The organism is Pseudanabaena sp. Chao 1811, from assembly GCF_027942295.1.
Classification (GTDB): Bacteria; Cyanobacteriota; Cyanobacteriia; order Pseudanabaenales; family Pseudanabaenaceae; genus Pseudanabaena.
The window spans coordinates 1,454,369-1,473,345 of record NZ_CP101416.1 but is presented as its reverse complement, the minus strand read 5'-3'; the positions used below and the strand labels follow the sequence as shown (position 1 = coordinate 1,473,345).

The 18,977-nt window shown below is 42.5% G+C and carries 26 protein-coding genes and 2 pseudogenes; 6 read left to right on the top strand and 22 right to left on the bottom strand.

Translation table 11 applies throughout. From position 1 onward, the window contains the following. The first annotated feature begins 23 nt into the window (after positions 1-23). Positions 24-314 carry a hypothetical protein gene (locus NMG48_RS06960; RefSeq protein WP_271254565.1) on the top strand — a complete coding sequence of 97 codons (291 nt, stop codon included), beginning with the start codon at positions 24-26 and terminating at the stop codon, positions 312-314. A gap of 42 nt (positions 315-356) precedes the next feature. On the opposite strand, the gene NMG48_RS06955 is transcribed toward NMG48_RS06960, so the two are convergent. From NMG48_RS06955 to NMG48_RS06920, 8 genes are all read right to left on the bottom strand, one after another. Next, a complete protein-coding gene (locus tag NMG48_RS06955) occupies positions 357-1,148 on the bottom strand; it encodes a metal ABC transporter permease (protein ID WP_271255252.1) in 792 nt (263 codons plus the stop codon). A gap of 128 nt (positions 1,149-1,276) precedes the next feature. Next, positions 1,277-2,317: a PDDEXK nuclease domain-containing protein gene (locus tag NMG48_RS06950; protein ID WP_271254564.1), complete on the bottom strand. Its 1,041-nt coding sequence runs from the start codon at positions 2,315-2,317 to the stop codon at positions 1,277-1,279. Between the two features lie 7 nt (positions 2,318-2,324). Then, entirely contained in the window at positions 2,325-2,834 is a 510-nt protein-coding gene (locus NMG48_RS06945; RefSeq protein ID WP_271254563.1) for a hypothetical protein, read from the bottom strand. 86 nt (positions 2,835-2,920) lie between these two features. Beyond that, complete coding sequence (locus NMG48_RS06940; protein WP_271254562.1) at positions 2,921-3,283, bottom strand: HepT-like ribonuclease domain-containing protein; 363 nt, start codon at positions 3,281-3,283, stop codon at positions 2,921-2,923. Further along, a complete protein-coding gene (locus tag NMG48_RS06935) occupies positions 3,273-3,638 on the bottom strand; it encodes a nucleotidyltransferase family protein (protein ID WP_271254561.1) in 366 nt (121 codons plus the stop codon). Before NMG48_RS06935 ends, NMG48_RS06940 begins: the two co-directional genes overlap by 11 nt. A gap of 18 nt (positions 3,639-3,656) precedes the next feature. Beyond that, a complete protein-coding gene (locus NMG48_RS06930) occupies positions 3,657-3,983 on the bottom strand; it encodes a hypothetical protein (RefSeq protein WP_271254560.1) in 327 nt (108 codons plus the stop codon). A 38-nt stretch (positions 3,984-4,021) separates the two neighbouring features. Beyond that, positions 4,022-4,612, bottom strand: a complete 591-nt coding sequence (locus tag NMG48_RS06925) for an RNase H family protein (RefSeq protein WP_271254559.1) — start codon at positions 4,610-4,612, stop codon at positions 4,022-4,024. A 46-nt stretch (positions 4,613-4,658) separates the two neighbouring features. Continuing rightward, complete coding sequence (locus NMG48_RS06920; RefSeq protein WP_271254558.1) at positions 4,659-5,681, bottom strand: hypothetical protein; 1,023 nt, start codon at positions 5,679-5,681, stop codon at positions 4,659-4,661. Between the two features lie 158 nt (positions 5,682-5,839). On the opposite strand from NMG48_RS06920, the gene NMG48_RS06915 reads away from it, so the two are divergent. Together NMG48_RS06915 and NMG48_RS06910 are read left to right on the top strand one after the other, a co-directional pair. Continuing rightward, a complete protein-coding gene (locus NMG48_RS06915; RefSeq protein ID WP_271254557.1) occupies positions 5,840-6,241 on the top strand; it encodes a rubredoxin in 402 nt (133 codons plus the stop codon). A gap of 79 nt (positions 6,242-6,320) precedes the next feature. After that, positions 6,321-7,322 (top strand): photosynthesis system II assembly factor Ycf48, encoded by a 1,002-nt coding sequence (locus tag NMG48_RS06910; protein ID WP_271254556.1) that lies wholly within the window; start codon positions 6,321-6,323, stop codon positions 7,320-7,322. Between the two features lie 103 nt (positions 7,323-7,425). On the opposite strand, the gene NMG48_RS06905 is transcribed toward NMG48_RS06910, so the two are convergent. The 8 genes and pseudogenes from NMG48_RS06905 to NMG48_RS06870 all read right to left on the bottom strand — a co-directional run. Further along, the gene (locus NMG48_RS06905) at positions 7,426-8,025 is read right to left on the bottom strand and encodes a lysophospholipid acyltransferase family protein (protein WP_441339187.1); all 600 of its coding nucleotides are present in this window, start codon (positions 8,023-8,025) and stop codon (positions 7,426-7,428) included. Positions 8,026-8,191: 166 nt separating this feature from the next. Next, positions 8,192-8,482, bottom strand: a complete 291-nt coding sequence (locus NMG48_RS06900; protein ID WP_271254554.1) for a BolA family protein — start codon at positions 8,480-8,482, stop codon at positions 8,192-8,194. 45 nt (positions 8,483-8,527) lie between these two features. Further along, positions 8,528-9,259, bottom strand: a complete 732-nt coding sequence (locus tag NMG48_RS06895; RefSeq protein ID WP_271254553.1) for an NUDIX hydrolase — start codon at positions 9,257-9,259, stop codon at positions 8,528-8,530. Then, a complete protein-coding gene (locus NMG48_RS06890) occupies positions 9,235-9,822 on the bottom strand; it encodes a nicotinate-nucleotide adenylyltransferase (RefSeq protein ID WP_271254552.1) in 588 nt (195 codons plus the stop codon). The genes NMG48_RS06895 and NMG48_RS06890 overlap by 25 nt, the downstream gene beginning before the upstream one ends. 134 nt (positions 9,823-9,956) lie before the next feature. Next, positions 9,957-10,145, bottom strand: coding sequence for a DUF433 domain-containing protein (locus tag NMG48_RS06885; protein ID WP_271254551.1), 189 nt, complete (start codon positions 10,143-10,145; stop codon positions 9,957-9,959). 11 nt (positions 10,146-10,156) lie between these two features. After that, the gene (locus NMG48_RS06880; RefSeq protein WP_271254550.1) at positions 10,157-10,348 is read right to left on the bottom strand and encodes a type II toxin-antitoxin system VapC family toxin; all 192 of its coding nucleotides are present in this window, start codon (positions 10,346-10,348) and stop codon (positions 10,157-10,159) included. Between the two features lie 216 nt (positions 10,349-10,564). Continuing rightward, entirely contained in the window at positions 10,565-10,732 is a 168-nt protein-coding gene (locus tag NMG48_RS06875; protein ID WP_271254549.1) for a hypothetical protein, read from the bottom strand. A 160-nt stretch (positions 10,733-10,892) separates the two neighbouring features. Beyond that, positions 10,893-11,086: pseudogene (locus tag NMG48_RS06870) on the bottom strand (transposase); the annotation flags it as partial. A 77-nt stretch (positions 11,087-11,163) separates the two neighbouring features. Here NMG48_RS06870 and tnpC point away from each other — a divergent pair. Further along, positions 11,164-12,519, top strand: coding sequence for an IS66 family transposase (tnpC, locus tag NMG48_RS06865; protein ID WP_271252120.1), 1,356 nt, complete (start codon positions 11,164-11,166; stop codon positions 12,517-12,519). A gap of 195 nt (positions 12,520-12,714) precedes the next feature. On the opposite strand, the pseudogene NMG48_RS06860 reads toward tnpC, so the two are convergent. The 6 genes and pseudogenes from NMG48_RS06860 to NMG48_RS06835 form a co-directional block, all read right to left on the bottom strand. After that, a pseudogene (locus NMG48_RS06860) lies at positions 12,715-13,263 on the bottom strand (transposase); the annotation flags it as partial. 29 nt (positions 13,264-13,292) lie between these two features. Next, entirely contained in the window at positions 13,293-13,661 is a 369-nt protein-coding gene (locus NMG48_RS06855) for a helix-turn-helix domain-containing protein (RefSeq protein ID WP_271251623.1), read from the bottom strand. 307 nt (positions 13,662-13,968) lie between these two features. After that, positions 13,969-14,298 (bottom strand): type II toxin-antitoxin system PemK/MazF family toxin, encoded by a 330-nt coding sequence (locus NMG48_RS06850; protein ID WP_271254548.1) that lies wholly within the window; start codon positions 14,296-14,298, stop codon positions 13,969-13,971. Further along, a complete protein-coding gene (locus NMG48_RS06845) occupies positions 14,282-14,482 on the bottom strand; it encodes a hypothetical protein (RefSeq protein ID WP_271254547.1) in 201 nt (66 codons plus the stop codon). Before NMG48_RS06845 ends, NMG48_RS06850 begins: the two co-directional genes overlap by 17 nt. Before the next feature lie 284 nt (positions 14,483-14,766). Then, complete coding sequence (locus NMG48_RS06840) at positions 14,767-15,102, bottom strand: nucleotidyltransferase domain-containing protein (RefSeq protein ID WP_271254546.1); 336 nt, start codon at positions 15,100-15,102, stop codon at positions 14,767-14,769. 122 nt (positions 15,103-15,224) lie between these two features. Continuing rightward, positions 15,225-16,418: an ATP-dependent 6-phosphofructokinase gene (locus NMG48_RS06835; RefSeq protein WP_271254545.1), complete on the bottom strand. Its 1,194-nt coding sequence runs from the start codon at positions 16,416-16,418 to the stop codon at positions 15,225-15,227. Between the two features lie 386 nt (positions 16,419-16,804). Between NMG48_RS06835 and hoxE the strand changes: the two genes are divergently transcribed. Together hoxE and NMG48_RS06825 are read left to right on the top strand one after the other, a co-directional pair. Continuing rightward, the gene (gene hoxE, locus NMG48_RS06830; RefSeq protein WP_271254544.1) at positions 16,805-17,320 is read left to right on the top strand and encodes a bidirectional hydrogenase complex protein HoxE; all 516 of its coding nucleotides are present in this window, start codon (positions 16,805-16,807) and stop codon (positions 17,318-17,320) included. Positions 17,321-17,327: 7 nt separating this feature from the next. Beyond that, positions 17,328-18,953, top strand: coding sequence for a NuoF family protein (locus tag NMG48_RS06825; protein ID WP_271254543.1), 1,626 nt, complete (start codon positions 17,328-17,330; stop codon positions 18,951-18,953). The last annotated feature ends 24 nt before the right edge of the window (positions 18,954-18,977 follow it).

Genomic DNA, 18,977 nt, shown 5'->3' with positions numbered 1-18,977 from the left:
CATCAAGTAATTAGGAATTAACAATGGTAGAACGTCCTATCAAAAAAGCAGATCGTCAACCTAAACCAGAAGGTAGCGAAAATACTAGTGCAAGACGGTCTGATGACTCCGACAAAAAGCGTTCTAGCCGTGATGGGGGTAAAGGCAAGAGAGATAAAAAAGGCGGTAGGGATGAAGAAGTTAAAGCACCCGTAAATCTCGCTTTAGTAAGGGGACCAAAGCCAACCAAGCCACAACCAGTTGTCGAGGAAGTAGTTGCTGAAGAATCCGTAGTCTCTGAAGAAAGCACAACTGAAGAAACTACCGAAGCTTAATTTTGTGAGCAAATAAAAAAGCTGCCCCTAGGGGCAGCTTTTTTATTTGGTGCGTGTTAGTAATCCTTGGCTGGGACTAAAAACCAAGGTTAGCAAAAACAACATGAGAACGGATAAAACGATCGCAGGACCAGAAGGCAAATTCAAATAGTAACTGGCATATAAACCGATCGCACTTGCTGTCACACCTATAGCTGCGCCAACAAAAATCATTTGATGCAATTCCTTGACTAATAAATAAGCCGTAATCGCAGGTCCCACTAACAGCGAGACGACTAACACTACGCCCATCGTTTGCATACTGGCAATAATCGTTAACGTGACTCCTGCCATTAAGCCCAAATAGATCAAGTTCACGGGGAGTCCTAGCGCTTGCGCCCCAGTGCGATCAAAGGTGTAAAACAGCAATTGTTTATAAAATATAGCGATCGCAACTAGTACGATCACGGTAATGACTCCTGCCCGCATCGTATCGGTCTGAGAAACGCTGAGAATATCGCCAAACAAAAAGCCATGTAGGTCGATTTTGATTTTGAGCAGGGAAATTAGCAAAATGCCGATCGCAAAGAAACTAGAAGATGTCAGTGCCATTGCTGCATCAACCTTGACACGAGTTTGCGATCGCAACCATGCAATTAAAAATGCGCTACTAATTCCTGAAATAAATGCCCCGATTGCCACATCAATTTTATAGAAAAAGGCGATCGCCATCCCCGGCATCACCGTATGGGTCATCACATCTCCTAGCAATGCCATACGCTGCACAATCAAGAAGCATCCGATCGCAGGGCAAACAATTCCTGCTAAACCACCTGCAATGATGGCATTTCGCATAAATTCTAGGGCAAGTGGTTCAGTAAGCCATTGCCAGAGGGGAAATTGGGCAAATATTGGCGTGATTATTGATGTGGATATCAAAGCTAATTATTGAGTGAGTTATACGTGTCGCTATGTCAATTTTGTCATAGGCGATCGCTTTCTATTACTTCAACCGTAGCTAACTCCGCTTCTAACTGTTCGATACTTGGCAAAACGCTCTGTAACGATTCTGGTAACTCGTGCTTAAACTGAGAAACCGCAATAGGTTTATTCACATCTCGCAAAGCATATTCCGCTACAGTCTGATTTCTAGACTTACACAAAATTATGCCAATCGTCGGTTTATCGTCAGGATGTCTCAGTAAATCATCTACTACTGAGACATAAAAGCTCATTTTGCCTGAATATTCGGGTTTAAACTCGGTCATCTTTAGGTCGATGACAATATAGCAGCGCAGTTTCAGATGATAAAACAACAGGTCAATATAAAAATCATCACCACCTACTTCCAAATGATATTGACTACCAACAAAGGCAAAACCTACGCCAAGCTCTAACAAAAAAATACGAATGTGATCAAGTAAAGCTTTCTCTAAGTCTCGCTCTTGAGCATTTTGCGCCAAGCTTAGAAAATCAAACGAGTAAGGATCTTTAATAAGCTGTTGAGCTAAATCGGACTGCGGCTGAGGCAACAAGGTAGTAACAAAATTGGTAATTGCTTTTCCCTGACGTTGATAAAGTTTAGTTTCAATCTGGTGTTCTAATACGGCGCGACTCCAACCATTCGCGATCGCCTGTTGTGCATACCAAAGCCTTTCTTTGCGATTACTTGCCTTGTCCAATAAGCGCACATTATGCCCCCAAGGAATTTGTCCAACAATCTGTTGGACTATTTGCTCATCATCCCAAGCTTCTGCAAAGGCTCTCATGTAAAGCAAATTTGTACGAGAAAATCCCTTCATTTCAGGAAATTCTTGTTTTAGATCTTTAGCGAGACGTTCAATTACCTTAGTTCCCCAACCCTCTTGCCCTTGTCGCTGCAAGATTTCTCTCCCAATATGCCAATAGAGTAATACCAATTCTCGATTTACTGCCAAGGCGGCTTTGACTTGCGCCAAGCGAATGCGATCTTTGAGATCTCGCAACAACTGCTCATAACCTATAAGGACAATTTGATTAGCCATAAATTTCTCAATCCTTTGCTGAGCCAAAAGCAGCGATCCATTTGTGCTGGATTGCGGTTTCGAGGAGACTTTGGACGATCGCTAACCATGCAATATTTTCGAGTAATAGGATGGCGCTTACTAAAGCTAGTTGGACTAAAGGCAAGAGCGTAAGTGCAGGTAAATCACGATCAACTGTGGCGAAACTACGGATACAGGCAAAGGCTAAAATTGCCCCTGATTTGAGATGGGAATTGCGATCGCGCCGCACAATGTAGCGATAGGTAACGGCAAACAAAAAACCTGAAAAGCCAATCATGCCTAGCTTAATTAGCAAAATGAAGGAGTTGCCAAGCTCAAAACTGCTGATTAGTTGCTCACCTGTAAGAAAATCCTGTACAAAGTGATGCAATAGGGCGATCGCAAAAAATGCGAAAACACTAGCGATCGCGCCAAGAAATCCCGCTTTAAAAGATTCAATGCGATCGGCTACAGATAGATGCTCTGATTCAGTCGAAATAGGATGAGAAGATTGCACGCTCGTTAACTATAATTTGGGGCTACAGCAATCCTACATGAGTTCAGAAGCTATAAAATCACTAAACATCAACACTTAACTAGAGATCAATTACTTCCTGTATCTTTTTCTGTTTCGTTATGAAGGATTATTGCTAGTTCTTCAACCAAAAGATGTAAATCTTTCGTTACTGTATCCCAAACAATACCTTCGTCAATCCCAAAATATTCGTGTACTAAACGATTTCGCATGGTAATAATATCAATCCAAGGCAATTGGGGATAACACGCTCTAATTTCTGGTGTGAGTTTGCTAGCTGCCTCACCAATAATTTCTAAATCTTTGACTAACGCTAACAAGAGTAGGCGATCGCGTTCAAGATCCTCTCTGCTTTTACCATTAGCAAATGAGATCGCCTCTTTTGCTGCATCGATCATGTGATGCAGACGAGTTATGTTATCAATTGCCATATTGCACCAAAGCTTCATTAATCACGCGATCGCGGATATAAGGACTTAACTCTTTAGGGGTTCTCAAATCGACTTTTCTACCTGCGAATAATACTGATAACTCTCGTTCCATTTTTGCAAGATCTAAAAAACTAACTTTGCGATCGCTGAGAAAATTTACTAAAACATCAACGTCACTATCATGTCGAAAGTCTTGTCGTAAGACCGATCCAAACAAGGAAAGTTTAGCAATCCCGTTTTTTTGACAAAATTGCGTAAGTTCTTCCTTAGAAATAGCAAAGGGTAAATTCGTTGCTTTTACATCTGTCATAGATTTCTTGGAGAAATTAAGCGATCGCCAAATTAATTCTGACATGTCGAAGTTAGGGCTTCTTTAACTTTGTGATTCTAAATATGCGGCGACTGCTTGCAAATCTGCTAAGCCTCGATTCAGGCGATCGCGCATTGCTTCATCGAGTTTAGGATTTTGCAAAGCGACTGCTTGAATTGCTTCTAGCCATTTGGACATCGGCACATGACGCACGGCTTCACGAAGTCCCATATTTGCCAAAATACCAAGATAAAAGCCTGTTAGGTCTTGTCCACCATAACCATAGAATCCACTCCATAGTTCTAGTTTTTCGGGTGTATATTCGCAGTATTGATCGGAGGTGATTGGAGTGCGATCGAGTTGGGGTTGGGGGAGAGGGGGAGTAGACATATTGGGATTATTTCAAATGTTTAAAGATGACATAAAAACTAGGATTCAATTGTAGGGATAGGTATAATTTTACGAGAGTGAAATTCAAGAATGCGATCATCTATCTGTAAAGTAACAGACATATTTTCATTATCTCTAGTAATTTCGGCTTTGGACAGTTGTTTTAGTAAGCTTTGCAAATCATTTCTGGCTTGAGTAGAGTTAGTCTCACGTTCTAATACCTCTAGCCTTGGTGATATATTCCTTGCCGCAGCCATTGCTAACTGGTGAGATTGTTTATGAAGTTCTTCTTTATAACCTTTAATCCATATCCACGTAATATCATGAGAAAATGCTGCGTTATCGAGATTATCCCATAAGTCTAAATTAGATTTACGTTTCCAATGTAACTGGATACAATTTATTAGAAATTGACAATTAGTATAAAGTTCTACTTGGCAAGGACGCTTTAGGTGTTTTAATGCTTCAATAACTGCAATCATATCTATTCGAGGTTTACTCGACTCAATTATATTTCCAGAAAATTCTTTGATTGTCTCTCCATATTTGAGAACACATCCCCAACCGCCACAGGGATCTTTGTAGTAACCATCAACATAAATTGTCACTAAATTTGCTTTACTATTCATAATGATTTTTAAAAGAAACTTCTTAAATTGCTACTAAGAATTTGTATCAATTTATCAAATAAGTTTGTCGATAATTTGTATCTGCCATATATAAAGCTTCTGATTCAGTCCATTGTTTCATCGGTTCCAAATCTGCAACCATTGCAAACTGACTTAAATATAAATTATCTCCTAAAACATTAGCGATAACTTTGGCGATCGCCTTACAGCAACTTTGCGGATAACGGACTACTTGTTCCTCACTAAAACGAATCACCAACCAATTTTTATCAAGGAAAAAGTTGTTGCGATTAGTGTCTTTACTAGCCCCAATAAAGTGAGTAGGAACTTTGCTGTTATAGGCATAAGGCTCATCAATCTCTATGTCAATATATAAATTTACTGCTTTGTCGATATAGACAAAATCAGGGCTGTAATGATACTTAAAATTTGGAATATTTAGCGTAAGTCCACGTTTTACTTTGTCCTTAAAATAGTGAGTGAGATATGCATAAAACTTAGCTTCTGAGAAGCCTACTTGAGCTTTACTATTTCCTCCATCATGGGTTTTAGTTTGCCTGAGTATTCGCAAAAGTTCTAATTTGCGATACGAAGCTATATTTTCGTGACTATGGATACGATTGATCTGTTGCTCATATTCTCGTTTCGCTTGCTGATAGGACTGTAATAACTTTGGATACTTCCTTACTTGGTTATCGTGGTCACGTTTTCGTCGTGGAAAACTCTGATTCATTGACCATGCGAGATAAGCAACTATAAAAGCGCTTAGAGTGATCGCTGTAATACCTAGCCAAATATTAAAAAATGCAAGCACCAATGACGCGACAAAACCAACAATCATCCATCTTATTAATACCTTTCTATCATAGATTTCTGGTGGTGAAGATGGTTTTAGCGGTTCTGTCTCTGTAAATACAGGTACAGGTGGATTGACACTTTGGGCGCGTTGTATGGAATGGGGAATTAAGATGATCGGATAGTTCATCATCACTAAACCTCCATTTGACAAACTCGAACACAGGCGATCGCTTGATCTACCGTTAGCATGATTGACTGATAAATTTGACAAGCCTTACTTTACTAGACTTTAAAATTTCAGACTTAAGTTTCATTTTTAGGAAACTTGTGAGACTTTAGGCAGCTAGGCAAGCCTGTCAAAAAGATGTAATAATTTGTAACAGAATTGACAAGCGATCGCTTAACCATACGTTCAAAACGATCAAACCCATGGAACCCGAATCAATAAATACGGAAACCTCTGGCGCAGAAACTAAACCCGTACTCAATATCACCATAGTTGAAGCCTCTGAAGGCAAAGAAGAACCCCATCGTCATGAATGTGGCGTATGCGGCTATATATATGAACCATCAATAGGTGATACCAAACGGAATATTCCTGCGGGTACGCCCTTTGAAGAAATTGCCGAAGACTGGCGTTGCCCCGTCTGTAACACCAAGAAAAAATCCTTTGCAGATATTGGCGTTGCCTCCAAGCCTTCAGGATTTACCGAAAACCTTGGCTATGGCTTTGGCGTAAATGTCATGACCCCTAGCCAGAAAAACCTACTCATATTTGGATCATTGGCGCTTGCCGTCATTTTCTTTATCAGTCTATACGCACTCGATTAATTGGCGATTAATTAACTAGTTCAGTATTCATTCGGTATTATTTCAGAATTATTATCTTACGGACTTTTATAGATTTTTTATGAAAAAAAGCATAAAACGCTTTCTTAGCTCTTTACTTATTTGTCTATTGCTTTGCGTGACATTGTTGGGCGTAGGAATACCCAGTGCCTCCGCAAATCATGGCAACTGGCACAAAGTGGAGCTACCTGTAGCCATCACTCCCCTTGATCTTTGGTTTGACAAATATGAACCCAATCATGGCTGGTTAGTAGGTACTGATGCGACTCTGCTGGAATCCATCGATGGCGGTCAAACTTGGGAAGAGCGCAAACTCGATCTCGGCGATGGCATCTATCGTTTTTCATCGATCAGCTTCTCTGGTAACGAAGGTTGGATCACAGGACAACCTGCACTCCTGCTCCATACCACTGATAATGGTCAATCTTGGTCACGGATCGGGCTTAGCTCCAAACTCCCTGGAGATCCCTTTAAGATCGTGGCTCAAGGTCGCAACTCTGCGGAAATGGTCACCGACTTAGGCGCAATTTATACTACTCAAGATGGTGGTCAAAACTGGAGAGCCTTAGTTACCCAAGCCGTTGGTAATGCGCGTAACCTCAACCGTAGTGATGATGGTCGTTATGTAGCTATTTCAGCCAATGGCAACTTTTATTCCACATGGCAACCGGGGGATATAACTTGGATTCAGCATAATCGCAATAGCTCTCGCCGTGTGCAGAACATGGGCTACACTCCCGACAATCGCCTCTGGATGCTCAATCGTGGTGGTCAAGTGCAATTTAGCGAAGCTGGCGAATTTGACAAATGGGACAAAAAGCAAACTCCTAAAGATGGTGGCGGTTTTGGTCTGCTCGATCTTGCCTATCAAGATGAAAATAACGTCTGGATCTCTGGCGGTAGTTCGAGATTGCTCCATAGCGAAGATGGTGGCAAAACTTGGAAGCGTGATGAGTCCGCAGCAAATGCAGGCGCAAACCTTTACAAACTTTACTTTTTCTCGCGCGATCGTGGTTTCGTAGTTGGACAAAATGGCACATTACTAGCCTATTCTCCAGACTAAAAAAACCTTGCTAAAAAAGGAAAGGAGGGGCGGCGCTTCGCGCCGCCCCTCCTTTCCTTCTTAGGATTACCCTAAAAAAAATCCCCGCTTTGCGGGGATTTTTTTATCTGCCTAATGCGTGGAGTGTGTTAATTGCATCCGCGCATTTTTGTGTATATGCCTCAAGGGTAGCGCGATCGCTTGAATCTGGCGCAGGAATCAACTCCCCAATCCGCACCGTCACAGGCTGAAATAATTTAGGAAATTTAGCTCCTTTGGGCAAAATTGTCTCCGTACCCCACACACATACAGGTAAAAAAGGTGCATTGGTCTTTGAGGCGATCATTGCTGCACCTAGTTTAGGATTTGTAATCTTGCCGTCAAGGGTGCGTGTCCCTTCCAAGAAAATACCCGTCGCCCAGCCCTTATTAATTGACTCGATCGCCGATCTAATTGCCGCGCGATCGCCTGCCCCACGCTTAACAGGATAAGCGCCAAAAGCTTTAATCGCCTGCTTTAATACTGGTACTTCAAACAATTCTTCCTTTGCCATGAAAGCAACGGGACGCGCCATACAACTACCAACGATCAAAGGGTCAAAGTCACTGGCATGGTTACTCACCACGATGAGATTGCCAGTCAGGGGTACATTTTCAGCACCATAAATGCGTTCTTGATAAAACAAATACAGCAGTGGACGCACCACTAGCCACTTGAACATCATATATAAAATATGATTACCGCCTTGAGCCTTCTCGTTATCTTTGGTAGTTGTAGGGGTAGTTGCGTTTTCCATTTACCAATTGTCCAGAACATTGCTACTTAAACTTAATACGAATTAGGTACATAACAGCTTTTTTTAGGCGCAGCTTCGCCACGCCCAAAAGAAGCTAGTTCTTAAGCTGCTGCCATTGTTCTGGGGTATAGGTTTTTAAGGCAAGGGCATGAATTGTTGTTTGCATTTGATCGGCTAAAGCCTCATAAACCATGCGATGTTGCTGCATCATCGTTTTACCTGTAAAGCTTTCCGCAACAATGATCGCATCATAATGACCACTACCGACAGGGGCATTCATCCGCCCTTGATGGTGTTTATGCAAATCACTACGATCTTCGATGTCAACAATGGTTGCCCCGATTTTTTCTTGTAAAGTAGTTTTGATTGTCGCGATCGCGTCCATAGGGTTCTGCTGAATTGAGCCAACCTACTTATACCAAATTAAGAACTAAATAAAAACCATAGGCTTATTCTTGAATGGAGCGAAGGCTTCGGCATCAAACCGATATAAACTAGCTGGACGACCTGCTCCTTTTGAAGTTTTGATACCCGTATCACTAAGAAATCCTAATTTGAGTAATCGAGTACGGAAATTGGAATAATCAGAGAAATTCTCGCCAAGGACTGTTGTGTAGAGTTGATAAAGGTCGCTCAGGGTAAAAGCTTCAGGTAAAACATCAAAGGCAACAGGACTATATTCCAACTTATTGCGAAGGCGGCGATGTCCATATTCGAGAATGCGGTTGTGATCAAAGGCAAGTTCTGGAACTTGTTTAACTGGATACCACGCAATTCCACTAACTCCATCGGCGATCAGTTCTGCTTGAGAGAAGGGAACTAGGGCAAAGTAACTGACAGATAGATAACGCACTGCATAGCTATCTGGAGCTTCACGAGGATCGCGTCCAATGTCGCCAAAGGTGAAGAGTTGTTCTAAGTAAAGATTTTTAGCACGGATTTTTTCCGAGAGAATTCGATAGGCTGATTCTTCGAGGGATTCACCTTGACGCACGAGGGTTCCGGGCAGACACCAGCGATCGCGATAGGGTTCATGTTGGCGCATCACCAGTAGCACTAATAGACGATTCTGCTCGGTATCTACGGAAAAGATCACGTTATCAACACCGACCTTAAAGTCTGCGAGGGGTTTAGGGGCTATGGGGCGGGACTTGTCTGCCATGCGTAAAGCGACTCTCGTTGGATATATGCTGCGACTGTGGGTATTATGACTGAACTGTTGCCATTGTTGCGATAGTCGGACGAAGAAACGTTAGGAATCGAGGTCGAGTCAGGGGCGAGCGCCACTTCAGTCCCCATATGCACGAGGCGATCGACATCCACTTGGGCAATGGTCACACCTTGACGGGGAACGACTAGTAGCTTGACTTGATTTAGTAGATCTTGGGCGCGATACCAAGTTGGCAATTGCGGCACTAGATCTCCACCGATAACGAGGGTAAAGTTTGCCTGAGGCAAGATTTGTTTGGCTTTTTCGATGGTGTTAATTGTGCGCGGATCGCTAAGTTCGGGATGTAGCGTAATTGTTTGGGCAGGTGGCTGGATAGCGGCGATGGTTAGATCCATCATTTTGAGGCGATCGCTTAAGCTTGCCTGATGAGTTTTAAAGGGGTTGTCCGATACCCAAACTAATACGCGATCGTAATGGTTATCTAACCATTGCAAGATCTGTTGATGTCCAATACTAGGCGGATCGGCACTAGTGCCAAAGAGAGCGATGTTCATTTTTCCTACAATTCACCATTTTTGCGATCGCCATTATCTTCATCCAAAATAAAACCCCTATGAAAGAGATTAACCTATTCCGAGAAATGTTGCAGCAACATATGCGGGGGAATGCAACAAGGTTAGCTAAGGTATTAGGCGATCGCGCTGTAAGTATCGGATAAGGATAGGGTAGAGTATTGCTGCACAATGGTTTCGGGTGATACGCCGTCTAGAAATACTCTGATTACTAGTTCTAGAAGTACTCTAGTTTTGCCGATGCGGATTGCTTCTGATTCGTCTTCTCGAAAGGGTGGGACTTCGCGTTCTAAAACTATGCTCATGGGTTTATCTCCTAATTTCTTAACAAAGCAACAAAACCTGCTTGCTCAAAATGTTTGTCATAGGTTGAAGCTTCTGTAATTCCTAGTTCTTCCATGATGCAAAATGATGAGCAGTCGGTATGACTCCATGCTTTGTCTTGACGTTGGGCGTAGAGTTGGAAGGCGCTTGTGAAAAGTTGACTTGTTTGCGGCGTAATCACCACAGTTGGATCTTCATTGAGTTGATTGATGAAGTTAACGGCAGCATTTCTAAAATTCTCACCTTTTTTGAGACATGGTTAAGCAGTTCGCTCAGTATCATTTCGCTGGTAACGATTTGCATGGGAAAAGTTTTTCTGTTGTTTGGATCGCTATCTCATACAGATCGTCATCCTCGTTTAGAAAGGCTATCCAATAAGATGTATCGGCAAATACGGTCTTCATTCTGCTTCTGGCGCTCCGTATAAGTAGCGATCGATGTTTTTGGCGAAATCACGCGGTAGTTTTTGTCTTTCTTCTTTGGGGATGCTTTCGCGGATTTTTGCGATGCTTTGTAGGAATGCTTGAGCTTGGGCATAGCCTGCTTGTTTTTCTAAGTAGGCAAGCATAAGTAAACTGAAGATAAGAATCCAAAATTTTTCAGATATTAGCCACTTATCGCTATAGCTGCACTAGGTAAAAGTATTAACTTTTCTTTGGCATCACTACTTAATACTTGAGGCGATCGCCGCAACCATTTCCCCATCTTCGGACTCATTGGAAACCCGCTTCGTCTTTGAATCCCCAGATTGTTTTTGCATCAGGAATATCGTCTCCGATACTCAGTCCTAGAAATTCCCTGAAGCTTCTGCGGTCATAGATTTGATACTCAGTCTGTCATCTGACAAGTTGTATTGGCTTTGCAGAATGATGATCTTCAACATCAGGATACGGTCATAGGGTTTTCTGCCTCCTGTGCTTTTCTTCTCTTTGGTAAATGCTTCGTAATAGCTCAACATAGGAAAATTGACAAAAAGGCAAAAGCTGATAAATTAAAGAAATGAAGGAACTACCCAACCTAAAAGAACTAACAGACGAGGCAAAAGAAGCTTTGATAGTGAAGTTATGGGAAGAACTACAAAAACTACAGAAACAGCTAGAAAAGAAACCAAAGAAGACCGCAAAGAACTCAAGTTTGCCACCAGCCAAAGGATTTAAAGCCGAAATCAATAATCCAGAAGAAATAGAAGGCAAACGAGCAGGAAGCATAGGTAGAGACGGAGGAGGTCGTCAACTGAGTGAAAATCCAGACCAAACAATCAAAGCAACCGTGAAAAGTTGTACAGAATGCGGGAAAGAGATTAGCGAGTCAATACAAGTATTACTGGAAAGATACGACAAGATCGACATACCACCAATCAAGCCAATCGTGACTAGAATCGAAAGGTATGGATGCAAGTGTGAGCATTGCGGACAGGAACAAATCGCAGCAGTACCCGTAGGTCTTGAAGTAGGAAGTCCCTTTGGAGATCGAATCGCCGCGCTAGTGACAACGATGAGATACAGTCACGGGATAAGCTATGGAAGAATGCAGCAAATGCTGAGCGAAGTATTTGGGTTAAAAATATCGGAAGGAGCAATCTCCAACCTCTTAACAAGAGTAAAAGGACAACTAGAATCTGAAGTATCAGGAATAATCCAAGCTCTGAGGACATCTCGATTAGTATGCAGTGATGAAACCAGTGCAAGGGTTAATGGCAAAAATCAATGGGAATGGGTATTCCAGAATGAGCAAGTATGTTTTCATATCATCCGACCTTCTAGAGGTGGAGATGTCATCACCGAAGTAATGGCAGAGCATCAACCAGAGGTATGGGTATCAGATTTGTTTAGCGCCCAAAAGACCAATCCAGCGACAGCATGGCAAGTTTGTCTTGCCCATCAACTCAGAGATTGTCAGTATGGAATTGATGCAGGAGACCATATTTTCTCTGGCAGGATGAAAAAACTGCTGCTACGAGCTTTGGTGCTGCGAAGGCGATGGTCGGATTTAGCTGACTCTACCCGTTACCAATACCGATGTCGATTGTTTCGAGATCTCGACAGTATTCTCTCTCTGTTACCCACTCAAGAAGATGGACTGAGATTACAGAAACGTTATCTGGAGTTACGAGAAAACTTATTTCTGTTTTTGGATGACCCCACGATCCCACCGACTAATAACTCTAGCGAACAGGCTTTGCGTTGGAGTCTCATTTTTAGAAAAGTTACGAATGGGTTTCGCTCTGATTGGGGACGTGACTTATTTGCGGCTGTTCGCTCGATTGTCAATACTGGAAAAAGACAAGGCTTCTCTGCTTTTGAGTCGATTCTTATCGCTTTGAATCCTCTCAAATCATTGCTTGCTTTAGGTTGAGCAATTACAATGCTTCTTTCAGAATTGGTAGAAATGATGCCCAGTCTATGATTTTGTTTAATTCTAAAAGTGAGTTTTTAAAGCTACTGTGTTTTATTTCGTACTTTTCAAAATCAAAAAGATTTGTCTACCTTTCCTGCATTCCTTTTTAACCTCTTCTATCTCTTCGTTATTATAATACAGTCCATTGAGGGATTAAGTAGTACAGTAACAACACTTAGTAAACCAATTTTTGAAGAAATCTTTTTCTAACAAGTAAGGGAAAACGTTGATTAAATGCTGAAGTAGTTTTTGAGAATGAGGTCTAAGCAATCTAATAAAATATTTGAGAACCGACCACATCATCTCAATTGGATTAAAATCAGGAGAATAGGTGGGTAAGTACAAAATCTTAGCACCTGTCGCTGTAATTGCTTTTGCGACCCCCTCAACTTTATGGCAGTTGAGGTTATCCATGATGATCCTATGCTCAGGACGTAATTTAGGTACTAGGTCATCTTGGACAAAGGTGAGAAAATCTGCTCCTTTCATAGAACCCTGAATCGTTTTCAGGCAAACAATCCCATCAACTGAAATAGCGCCAATTATTGTGTATTTCTGACCTTTGTAAAAGGGACGAAGACTGAATACTCTTTTGCCACATTCACTTCTTGCCACAGAGCGTTCCATCCCCTGCCATACTCCCGTTTCATCAATACAAATCAGATCTTCAGCTTTCACTTCATTCAATGCTTCCCAAAATTCACATCTTTGCTGTTGTACTGCCTCACTTTTTACCTTTTCATGGCGATAGGTCTTTTTTTTAGAGTGATGTTATGCCTCTGGAAAAATCGGCACATGCTGCCTGTGGTCACTGATACTCCTGTTTGTTCTGCTACTTCTTCACAGTACTGCCATAGTGTCCAATCTGGATGCTCTGAGACAATTTCGAGGATTTTCTCCTGATGCGCTTCGAGGGGACTTTTGATTGGACTACCTAATGGTTTGTGGTTTAGTTCTCCTGTCTCTCGGTATTGATTCAGTAGTTTTTGCACTGTTTTCGTCGCGACTTGAAATTGCTTCGCTACTTCCCGAATCGATGTATTTCCTGCTTCGTAGTTTGCTACGATCTTTTCTCTGAGATCTAGTGAGTAAGGTGCCATTTTTTACTCTCTTTTGGGTTTTGCTATCCTAGCTTATCTTGTACTACTCTTTCCCTCAATAGGCTGTATATAGCTATTCCAATTCCTCAAATCCCTTGCCCTGCCTACACCTATTTTTAGAGATACCCTATAGTTATCATTCGCAATTAAATCCACTGCCTCTCGTCCAAAGGAAGTTGCTAACAGGCAATCGGTTTTTGGGTGGTGAGGGGCGATCGCTGTTTGATTAGGGAGATAAGCGATCGGGTTTTGTGGGTGGTGAGGGGCGATTGCTGTTTGATGTGGGGAATAGGAGATCAGGTTGTAATCATAAACCTAGCCAACCTCTTAAAGATTGATCAAGTCTATCAATATCAACATCAGCTAACTTCCCAACAGTCTTAATAACTAAACTTCTATTTACAGTATAGATGCCACGCTTAACTGCTGTAATAACATTAAGTCCTGCCGCCGCCCAGTCAGAAAGAACAAACTCTCCATCAAGCAAAGAGACAGTTTTGCTGGTTAATGGCACAATTAGAATGTCTTGAGAGCTATGTGGTGCATTGACAATAACCGCAGGACGAACCTTCGCATTAGACAGATCTGAAAATGGATATCTAACTAAAATGACGATATTTTTAGAGTAATTCGGCATAGATATCATCCTCATTATTATCCCAAACTGCATCAAGTGATGACTGACTCGCCCGAAGCCAAAACTCAGACTCATAGTCATCAGAAAGCACAGTCACCAATACCTTTGTCCCTTCTGCCAGTTCTGAAGACTCTAATAACTCAATTTTTCCTTTTTGAACAGTAGCCCAAAGAGTTTTTAACATATTCGTTATTTGAATGTTACTAATCTAGTTGTATTCCTTGATTATATAAGTTGTGCGATCTAGATTGAGTGTCTGGTTAAGCGATCGCTGTTTGATATTGAGATTTAGGTAATCGGGTTTTGTGGGGTTGAGAGTGCGATCACTGTTTTATGTTGAGGGAAGAGGCGATCGCTAATTCTAAGAAAGTAGCATTTTAACTTCAGAACGATAACGTCCAGAATCGCATAGCAATTGAGCAGTTTCCAGATCATCATTGGACAATAGCAAAAACTTTGCTAATTCATTCATATCTCAATACCTTCCCGCTTAACCACTCTCAGAAAAGAAATTTCACCTGCTAAAAAGCGAGATTTTGAGATTGGGATAATTGAAATTAATTCATCATATTCCCTCAAGAAATACCAAAAAAGACTAGACATTCTTGAGCGCTCCGCAACTGCATTAACAGGATCTGCCAAAACTACCATCACATCAATATCTGATTCAGAAGTAGCATCTCCTCTTGCATGAGAACCAAAAAGAATCACCGAAAACAATCTATCTCCATAGAGTTCCACCAGAGCAGACTTTAGCTCATTCAACAAAACAAATAATTGCTTGTTCTTAATAGTTGTAATCATAGATTTAAGGCTAAAGCAAGCATTATCACCACTATTTTAATCTACGATCACTAACATGAAGAGGCGATCGCTGTTTGATGTTGAGATTTAGGCGATCGGGGTTATGGGCGATCGCACTTTCTTTATTGATCATCACTACTTGCTTCTCCCACATAAATACCAATATCTCGCGCTGTCCTCACTAAAAAACCTTGAGGATCGACACTTGAGGGAGCTTTCTTTTCTCTACGTCCCTTTTTGATTTGCTCAATTACCCGACTGATGGGAACACTGCTCACCCTACCATTTTCCCAAATCACCATCTGGTTATAGTTACCATTCGCAATTAAATCCACTGCCTCTCTTCCAAAGGCAGTTGCTAAAAGGCGATCGCTAGAAGTTGGTGTACCCCCTCGCTGCACATGACCTAATACCGTAACGCGAGTATCAAAGGGATGAATGTAATTAGGATCGGATGTATTAATCTGACACATCTTACTACCACATTCTTTAATATGCCGCGCCACATAATCGCCGATGTAATGTTCTTTTTGCCCGAGATGATTTTTGACACCCTCAGCAACTACTACTAGAGCAAACCTTCTGCCACTCTTCTGTAACTCTTGAATATGGCAACAGACTCCCGTAATCACATCTTCATTTAAAACGGGAGTCAATTCAGGAATGAGAATTGCATCAGCACCACCCGCAATTCCCGCTTCCATCGCCAGATAGCCTGAATCTCGTCCCATCACTTGGACTATCATCACGCGATCATGGCTAGCGGCAGTAAATGTGAGGTCATAGAGCGCCTGAGTAACGCGATTAACGGCTGTATCAAACCCCACTGACGCTTCTGTAAAAGGAATATCATTATCAATGGTTTTGGGAACAGCAACCCAATTCCATGCGGCTCCTTGCTCCGCAGCTTTTTGAGCTAATCCATCCAAAATCTCAATACTGCCATCACCACCCATCACGATCAGAGCTGTTAATCCTAACTTTTCATAGCCCTTAATAATGTCTTCAGCATGTTGCTCAGGATCACCTTTACTAATCGAACCCAATACACTACCACTCAGAAAATAAAGGATATCTAGCCCCTGTACTAACCCCGGAATATCGTAGCCATGCTCCTTGATGCGTAACTCTTCTGGCTGACGTTTGCCGACTAATAGTTCGATAAAACCATCGGTTCCATAGGGAATGCCATAGACTTCCCATCCATATTTATAGGTTGCCACCTTCACAACGGCACGAATTACGGCATTCAGTCCAGGACAGTCTCCCCCACTGGTTAGAATACCGATACGCTTAGGCTTGTGGTTATTTACCATTTGATTTTCCCACCTATGGATAGTCTTCGTAATTTCGGCTTTGTAGCACAAAACTATGAAGAATCGGTTATATCTAATTTTCTCGCTTTTTGAGTATCAAAATCTATCCTTCGATAAAACTTAAGGAAATTTCTTAAATTTTGCAACACAAGTTAATACAGTGCTTTGCGCTTAAACCCGAACCAAGAAATGCTCTAAAGGTCTTGCTTAGCAAGACCTTTAGAGCATTTCTTGCGGATCATTTGCGCGGAAATTACTGTAACAATTCCACGATTTCACTCTAAGTGTTAAAGATTTGTGTTTTTTGTACTAATTCTATCCAGAAATTAGAGAATGAAAGATGAATAGTGCGAAATACCTCTACTTTAGCAACAAAGGTATTGTTTATGCTGTCGAGAATATCCCTTCCACAGCCAAATATTGAAGATGGTTCGCCCAATCCCCGATTCCATTCTTTAGATTTGACAATTCGCCAAAACCGTAACCGCCAAGATGCTCTGATTGAAGTATTACACAGGGCGCAAGAGCAGTTTGGCTACCTTGAAAAAGATGTCCTTACCTATATCGCAAGGGAATTAAAACTCCCCCTTAGTCGAGTATATGGTGTGGCAACTTTCTATCATCTTTTCTCGATCCAGCCTAAATGCAAACATACCTGTTCTATTTGTTTGGGAACAGCTTGTTATACCAAAGGGGGGCAAGCTTTGTTAGATATCTTAACTAAAGAAATGCACCTCAAAGTGGGAGAGCGATCACCTAATGGCAAAGTATTCCTACGAGTAGAGCGCTGCATTGGTAACTGCGGTGTTGCACCTGCGGCAATCTATGACGGTCATGTATCGCGTCAACAAAGCCCCGAAGATGTTTTAGCAATGGTCAAAGGCTGGATGGAGGAGCCATAAACTCATTATGGATATTGAAGGACTATTACAAATTGCTAAGGAAGAACGCGATCGCCAAAAGAGTATTCGCATTCGTTGCTGTACTTCGGGTGGATGCCAAGCCTCTGGATCTTTAGAGGTACGCGATCGCCTTGCGGCGGCTATTCATGCCGATGGACTGGAAGAGACTGCGGAAGTAGTCAGTGTTGGCTGTATGGGCTTTTGTGGTCGAGGACCTTTAGTCGCAGTCGATCCTTCTAGTGTTCTCTATGAGAGGGTGGAACCTGAACAAGCGGCATCTATTGTGAGTGGACTTAAAGGTGGTCATGTCACGGCAAACCTTGGCGATCTTGAACATCCGTTTTTTACACAACAATTGCGAATTGTATTAGAACATATTGGCAAAATTGATCCTACGCGCATTGAGTCCTATATTGCCGTTGGCGGTTATCGCCAGCTTTATCGCACTCTCCATGAAATGTCACCCCAGCAGGTGATTGATGAAGTCACCCGCAGTGGTTTACGTGGTCGTGGTGGCGCAGGCTATCCCACAGGGTTGAAATGGGCGACGGTTGCCAAAATGCAGGATCGGCGACGCAATCAAACCCAAAATCAACCTCAACAAAAATATGTGATTTGCAATGCCGATGAGGGTGACCCAGGGGCATTTATGGATCGCAGTATTCTCGAAAGCGATCCGCATCGGGTGCTAGAGGGCATGGCGATCGCTGCCTATGCGGTCGGCGCAACTCACGGCTATGTCTATGTGCGTGCCGAGTATCCTCCTGCGATCGAGCATATCCGTCTCGCCATCCAGCAAGCCAAGCAGCATGGCATCCTCGGCAGTCAAATCTTCGAGTCCACCTTTGACTTTAAGATTGATGTGCGCGTCGGTGCAGGAGCCTATGTTTGCGGTGAAGAAACGGCTTTGATCGCCTCCATTGAAGGTGGTCGCGGTATTCCCCATCCCCGTCCTCCCTATCCTGCGGAATCAGGACTCTGGGGCTGTCCCACCCTGATCAACAATGTGGAAACCTTCGCTAATATCGTCCCGATTATTCGTAATCGTGGCGCATGGTACGCCAGCATCGGCACAGAAAAAAGTAAAGGCACAAAGGTATTTTCCCTAGCAGGGAATATCGCTAATACAGGACTAGTGGAAGTGCCTATGGGCATTCCCTTACGCCAAATTGTCGAAGATATGGGTGGTGGCGCATCTGGTGGCGGTAAGGTCAAGGCAGTGCAGACAGGAGGTCCCTCTGGTGGTTGTATTCCTGCCTCCGCCTTTGATACACCCGTTGATTATGAGGCGATGCAAGCCCTTGGTTCCATTATTGGTTCAGGGGGCATGGTGGTCATGGATGAAAATACGAACATGGTCGATATGGCAAGGTTTTTCATTCAGTTCTGTATGGATGAATCCTGCGGTAAATGTATTCCCTGCCGTGCGGGTACGGTGCAACTCCATCAGCTATTAACCAAGTTCGTAGAGCATAGAGCCACAGAAACTGATCTCGCCAGTCTCGAAGAACTCTGTGGCATGGTCAAATCCATGAGTCTCTGCGGTTTAGGACAATCTGCCCCTAATCCGATTGTAAGTACCTTACGCCACTTCCGCGATGATTACTTGAAGCTGTTAGCGATTAGCTGTTAGCGATTAGCTGTTAGCTGTTAGCAA

Excerpts from the sequence above, each read along its gene's own strand:
- NMG48_RS06890 (WP_271254552.1), bottom strand. The coding sequence starts at position 9,822 with ATGAACATCGCTCTCTTTGGCACTAGTGCCGATCCGCCTAGTATTGGA.
- NMG48_RS06840 (WP_271254546.1), bottom strand. The coding sequence starts at position 15,102 with ATGATTACAACTATTAAGAACAAGCAATTATTTGTTTTGTTGAATGAG.
- NMG48_RS06825 (WP_271254543.1), top strand. The coding sequence starts at position 17,328 with ATGGATATTGAAGGACTATTACAAATTGCTAAGGAAGAACGCGATCGC.
- NMG48_RS06925 (WP_271254559.1), bottom strand. The coding sequence starts at position 4,612 with ATGAATAGTAAAGCAAATTTAGTGACAATTTATGTTGATGGTTACTAC.
- NMG48_RS06835 (WP_271254545.1), bottom strand. The coding sequence starts at position 16,418 with ATGGTAAATAACCACAAGCCTAAGCGTATCGGTATTCTAACCAGTGGG.
- NMG48_RS06950 (WP_271254564.1), bottom strand. The coding sequence starts at position 2,317 with ATGGCTAATCAAATTGTCCTTATAGGTTATGAGCAGTTGTTGCGAGAT.
- NMG48_RS06845 (WP_271254547.1), bottom strand. The coding sequence starts at position 14,482 with ATGTTAAAAACTCTTTGGGCTACTGTTCAAAAAGGAAAAATTGAGTTA.
- NMG48_RS06955 (WP_271255252.1), bottom strand. The coding sequence starts at position 1,148 with ATGCGAAATGCCATCATTGCAGGTGGTTTAGCAGGAATTGTTTGCCCT.
- NMG48_RS06940 (WP_271254562.1), bottom strand. The coding sequence starts at position 3,283 with ATGGCAATTGATAACATAACTCGTCTGCATCACATGATCGATGCAGCA.
- NMG48_RS06885 (WP_271254551.1), bottom strand. The coding sequence starts at position 10,145 with ATGAGCATAGTTTTAGAACGCGAAGTCCCACCCTTTCGAGAAGACGAA.
- NMG48_RS06895 (WP_271254553.1), bottom strand. The coding sequence starts at position 9,259 with ATGGCAGACAAGTCCCGCCCCATAGCCCCTAAACCCCTCGCAGACTTT.
- NMG48_RS06875 (WP_271254549.1), bottom strand. The coding sequence starts at position 10,732 with ATGCTTGCCTACTTAGAAAAACAAGCAGGCTATGCCCAAGCTCAAGCA.
- NMG48_RS06900 (WP_271254554.1), bottom strand. The coding sequence starts at position 8,482 with ATGGACGCGATCGCGACAATCAAAACTACTTTACAAGAAAAAATCGGG.
- tnpC (WP_271252120.1), top strand. The coding sequence starts at position 11,164 with ATGAAGGAACTACCCAACCTAAAAGAACTAACAGACGAGGCAAAAGAA.
- NMG48_RS06915 (WP_271254557.1), top strand. The coding sequence starts at position 5,840 with ATGGAACCCGAATCAATAAATACGGAAACCTCTGGCGCAGAAACTAAA.
- hoxE (WP_271254544.1), top strand. The coding sequence starts at position 16,805 with ATGCTGTCGAGAATATCCCTTCCACAGCCAAATATTGAAGATGGTTCG.
- NMG48_RS06850 (WP_271254548.1), bottom strand. The coding sequence starts at position 14,298 with ATGCCGAATTACTCTAAAAATATCGTCATTTTAGTTAGATATCCATTT.
- NMG48_RS06930 (WP_271254560.1), bottom strand. The coding sequence starts at position 3,983 with ATGTCTACTCCCCCTCTCCCCCAACCCCAACTCGATCGCACTCCAATC.
- NMG48_RS06910 (WP_271254556.1), top strand. The coding sequence starts at position 6,321 with ATGAAAAAAAGCATAAAACGCTTTCTTAGCTCTTTACTTATTTGTCTA.
- NMG48_RS06905 (WP_441339187.1), bottom strand. The coding sequence starts at position 8,025 with ATGATGTTCAAGTGGCTAGTGGTGCGTCCACTGCTGTATTTGTTTTAT.
- NMG48_RS06935 (WP_271254561.1), bottom strand. The coding sequence starts at position 3,638 with ATGTCAGAATTAATTTGGCGATCGCTTAATTTCTCCAAGAAATCTATG.
- NMG48_RS06855 (WP_271251623.1), bottom strand. The coding sequence starts at position 13,661 with ATGGCACCTTACTCACTAGATCTCAGAGAAAAGATCGTAGCAAACTAC.
- NMG48_RS06960 (WP_271254565.1), top strand. The coding sequence starts at position 24 with ATGGTAGAACGTCCTATCAAAAAAGCAGATCGTCAACCTAAACCAGAA.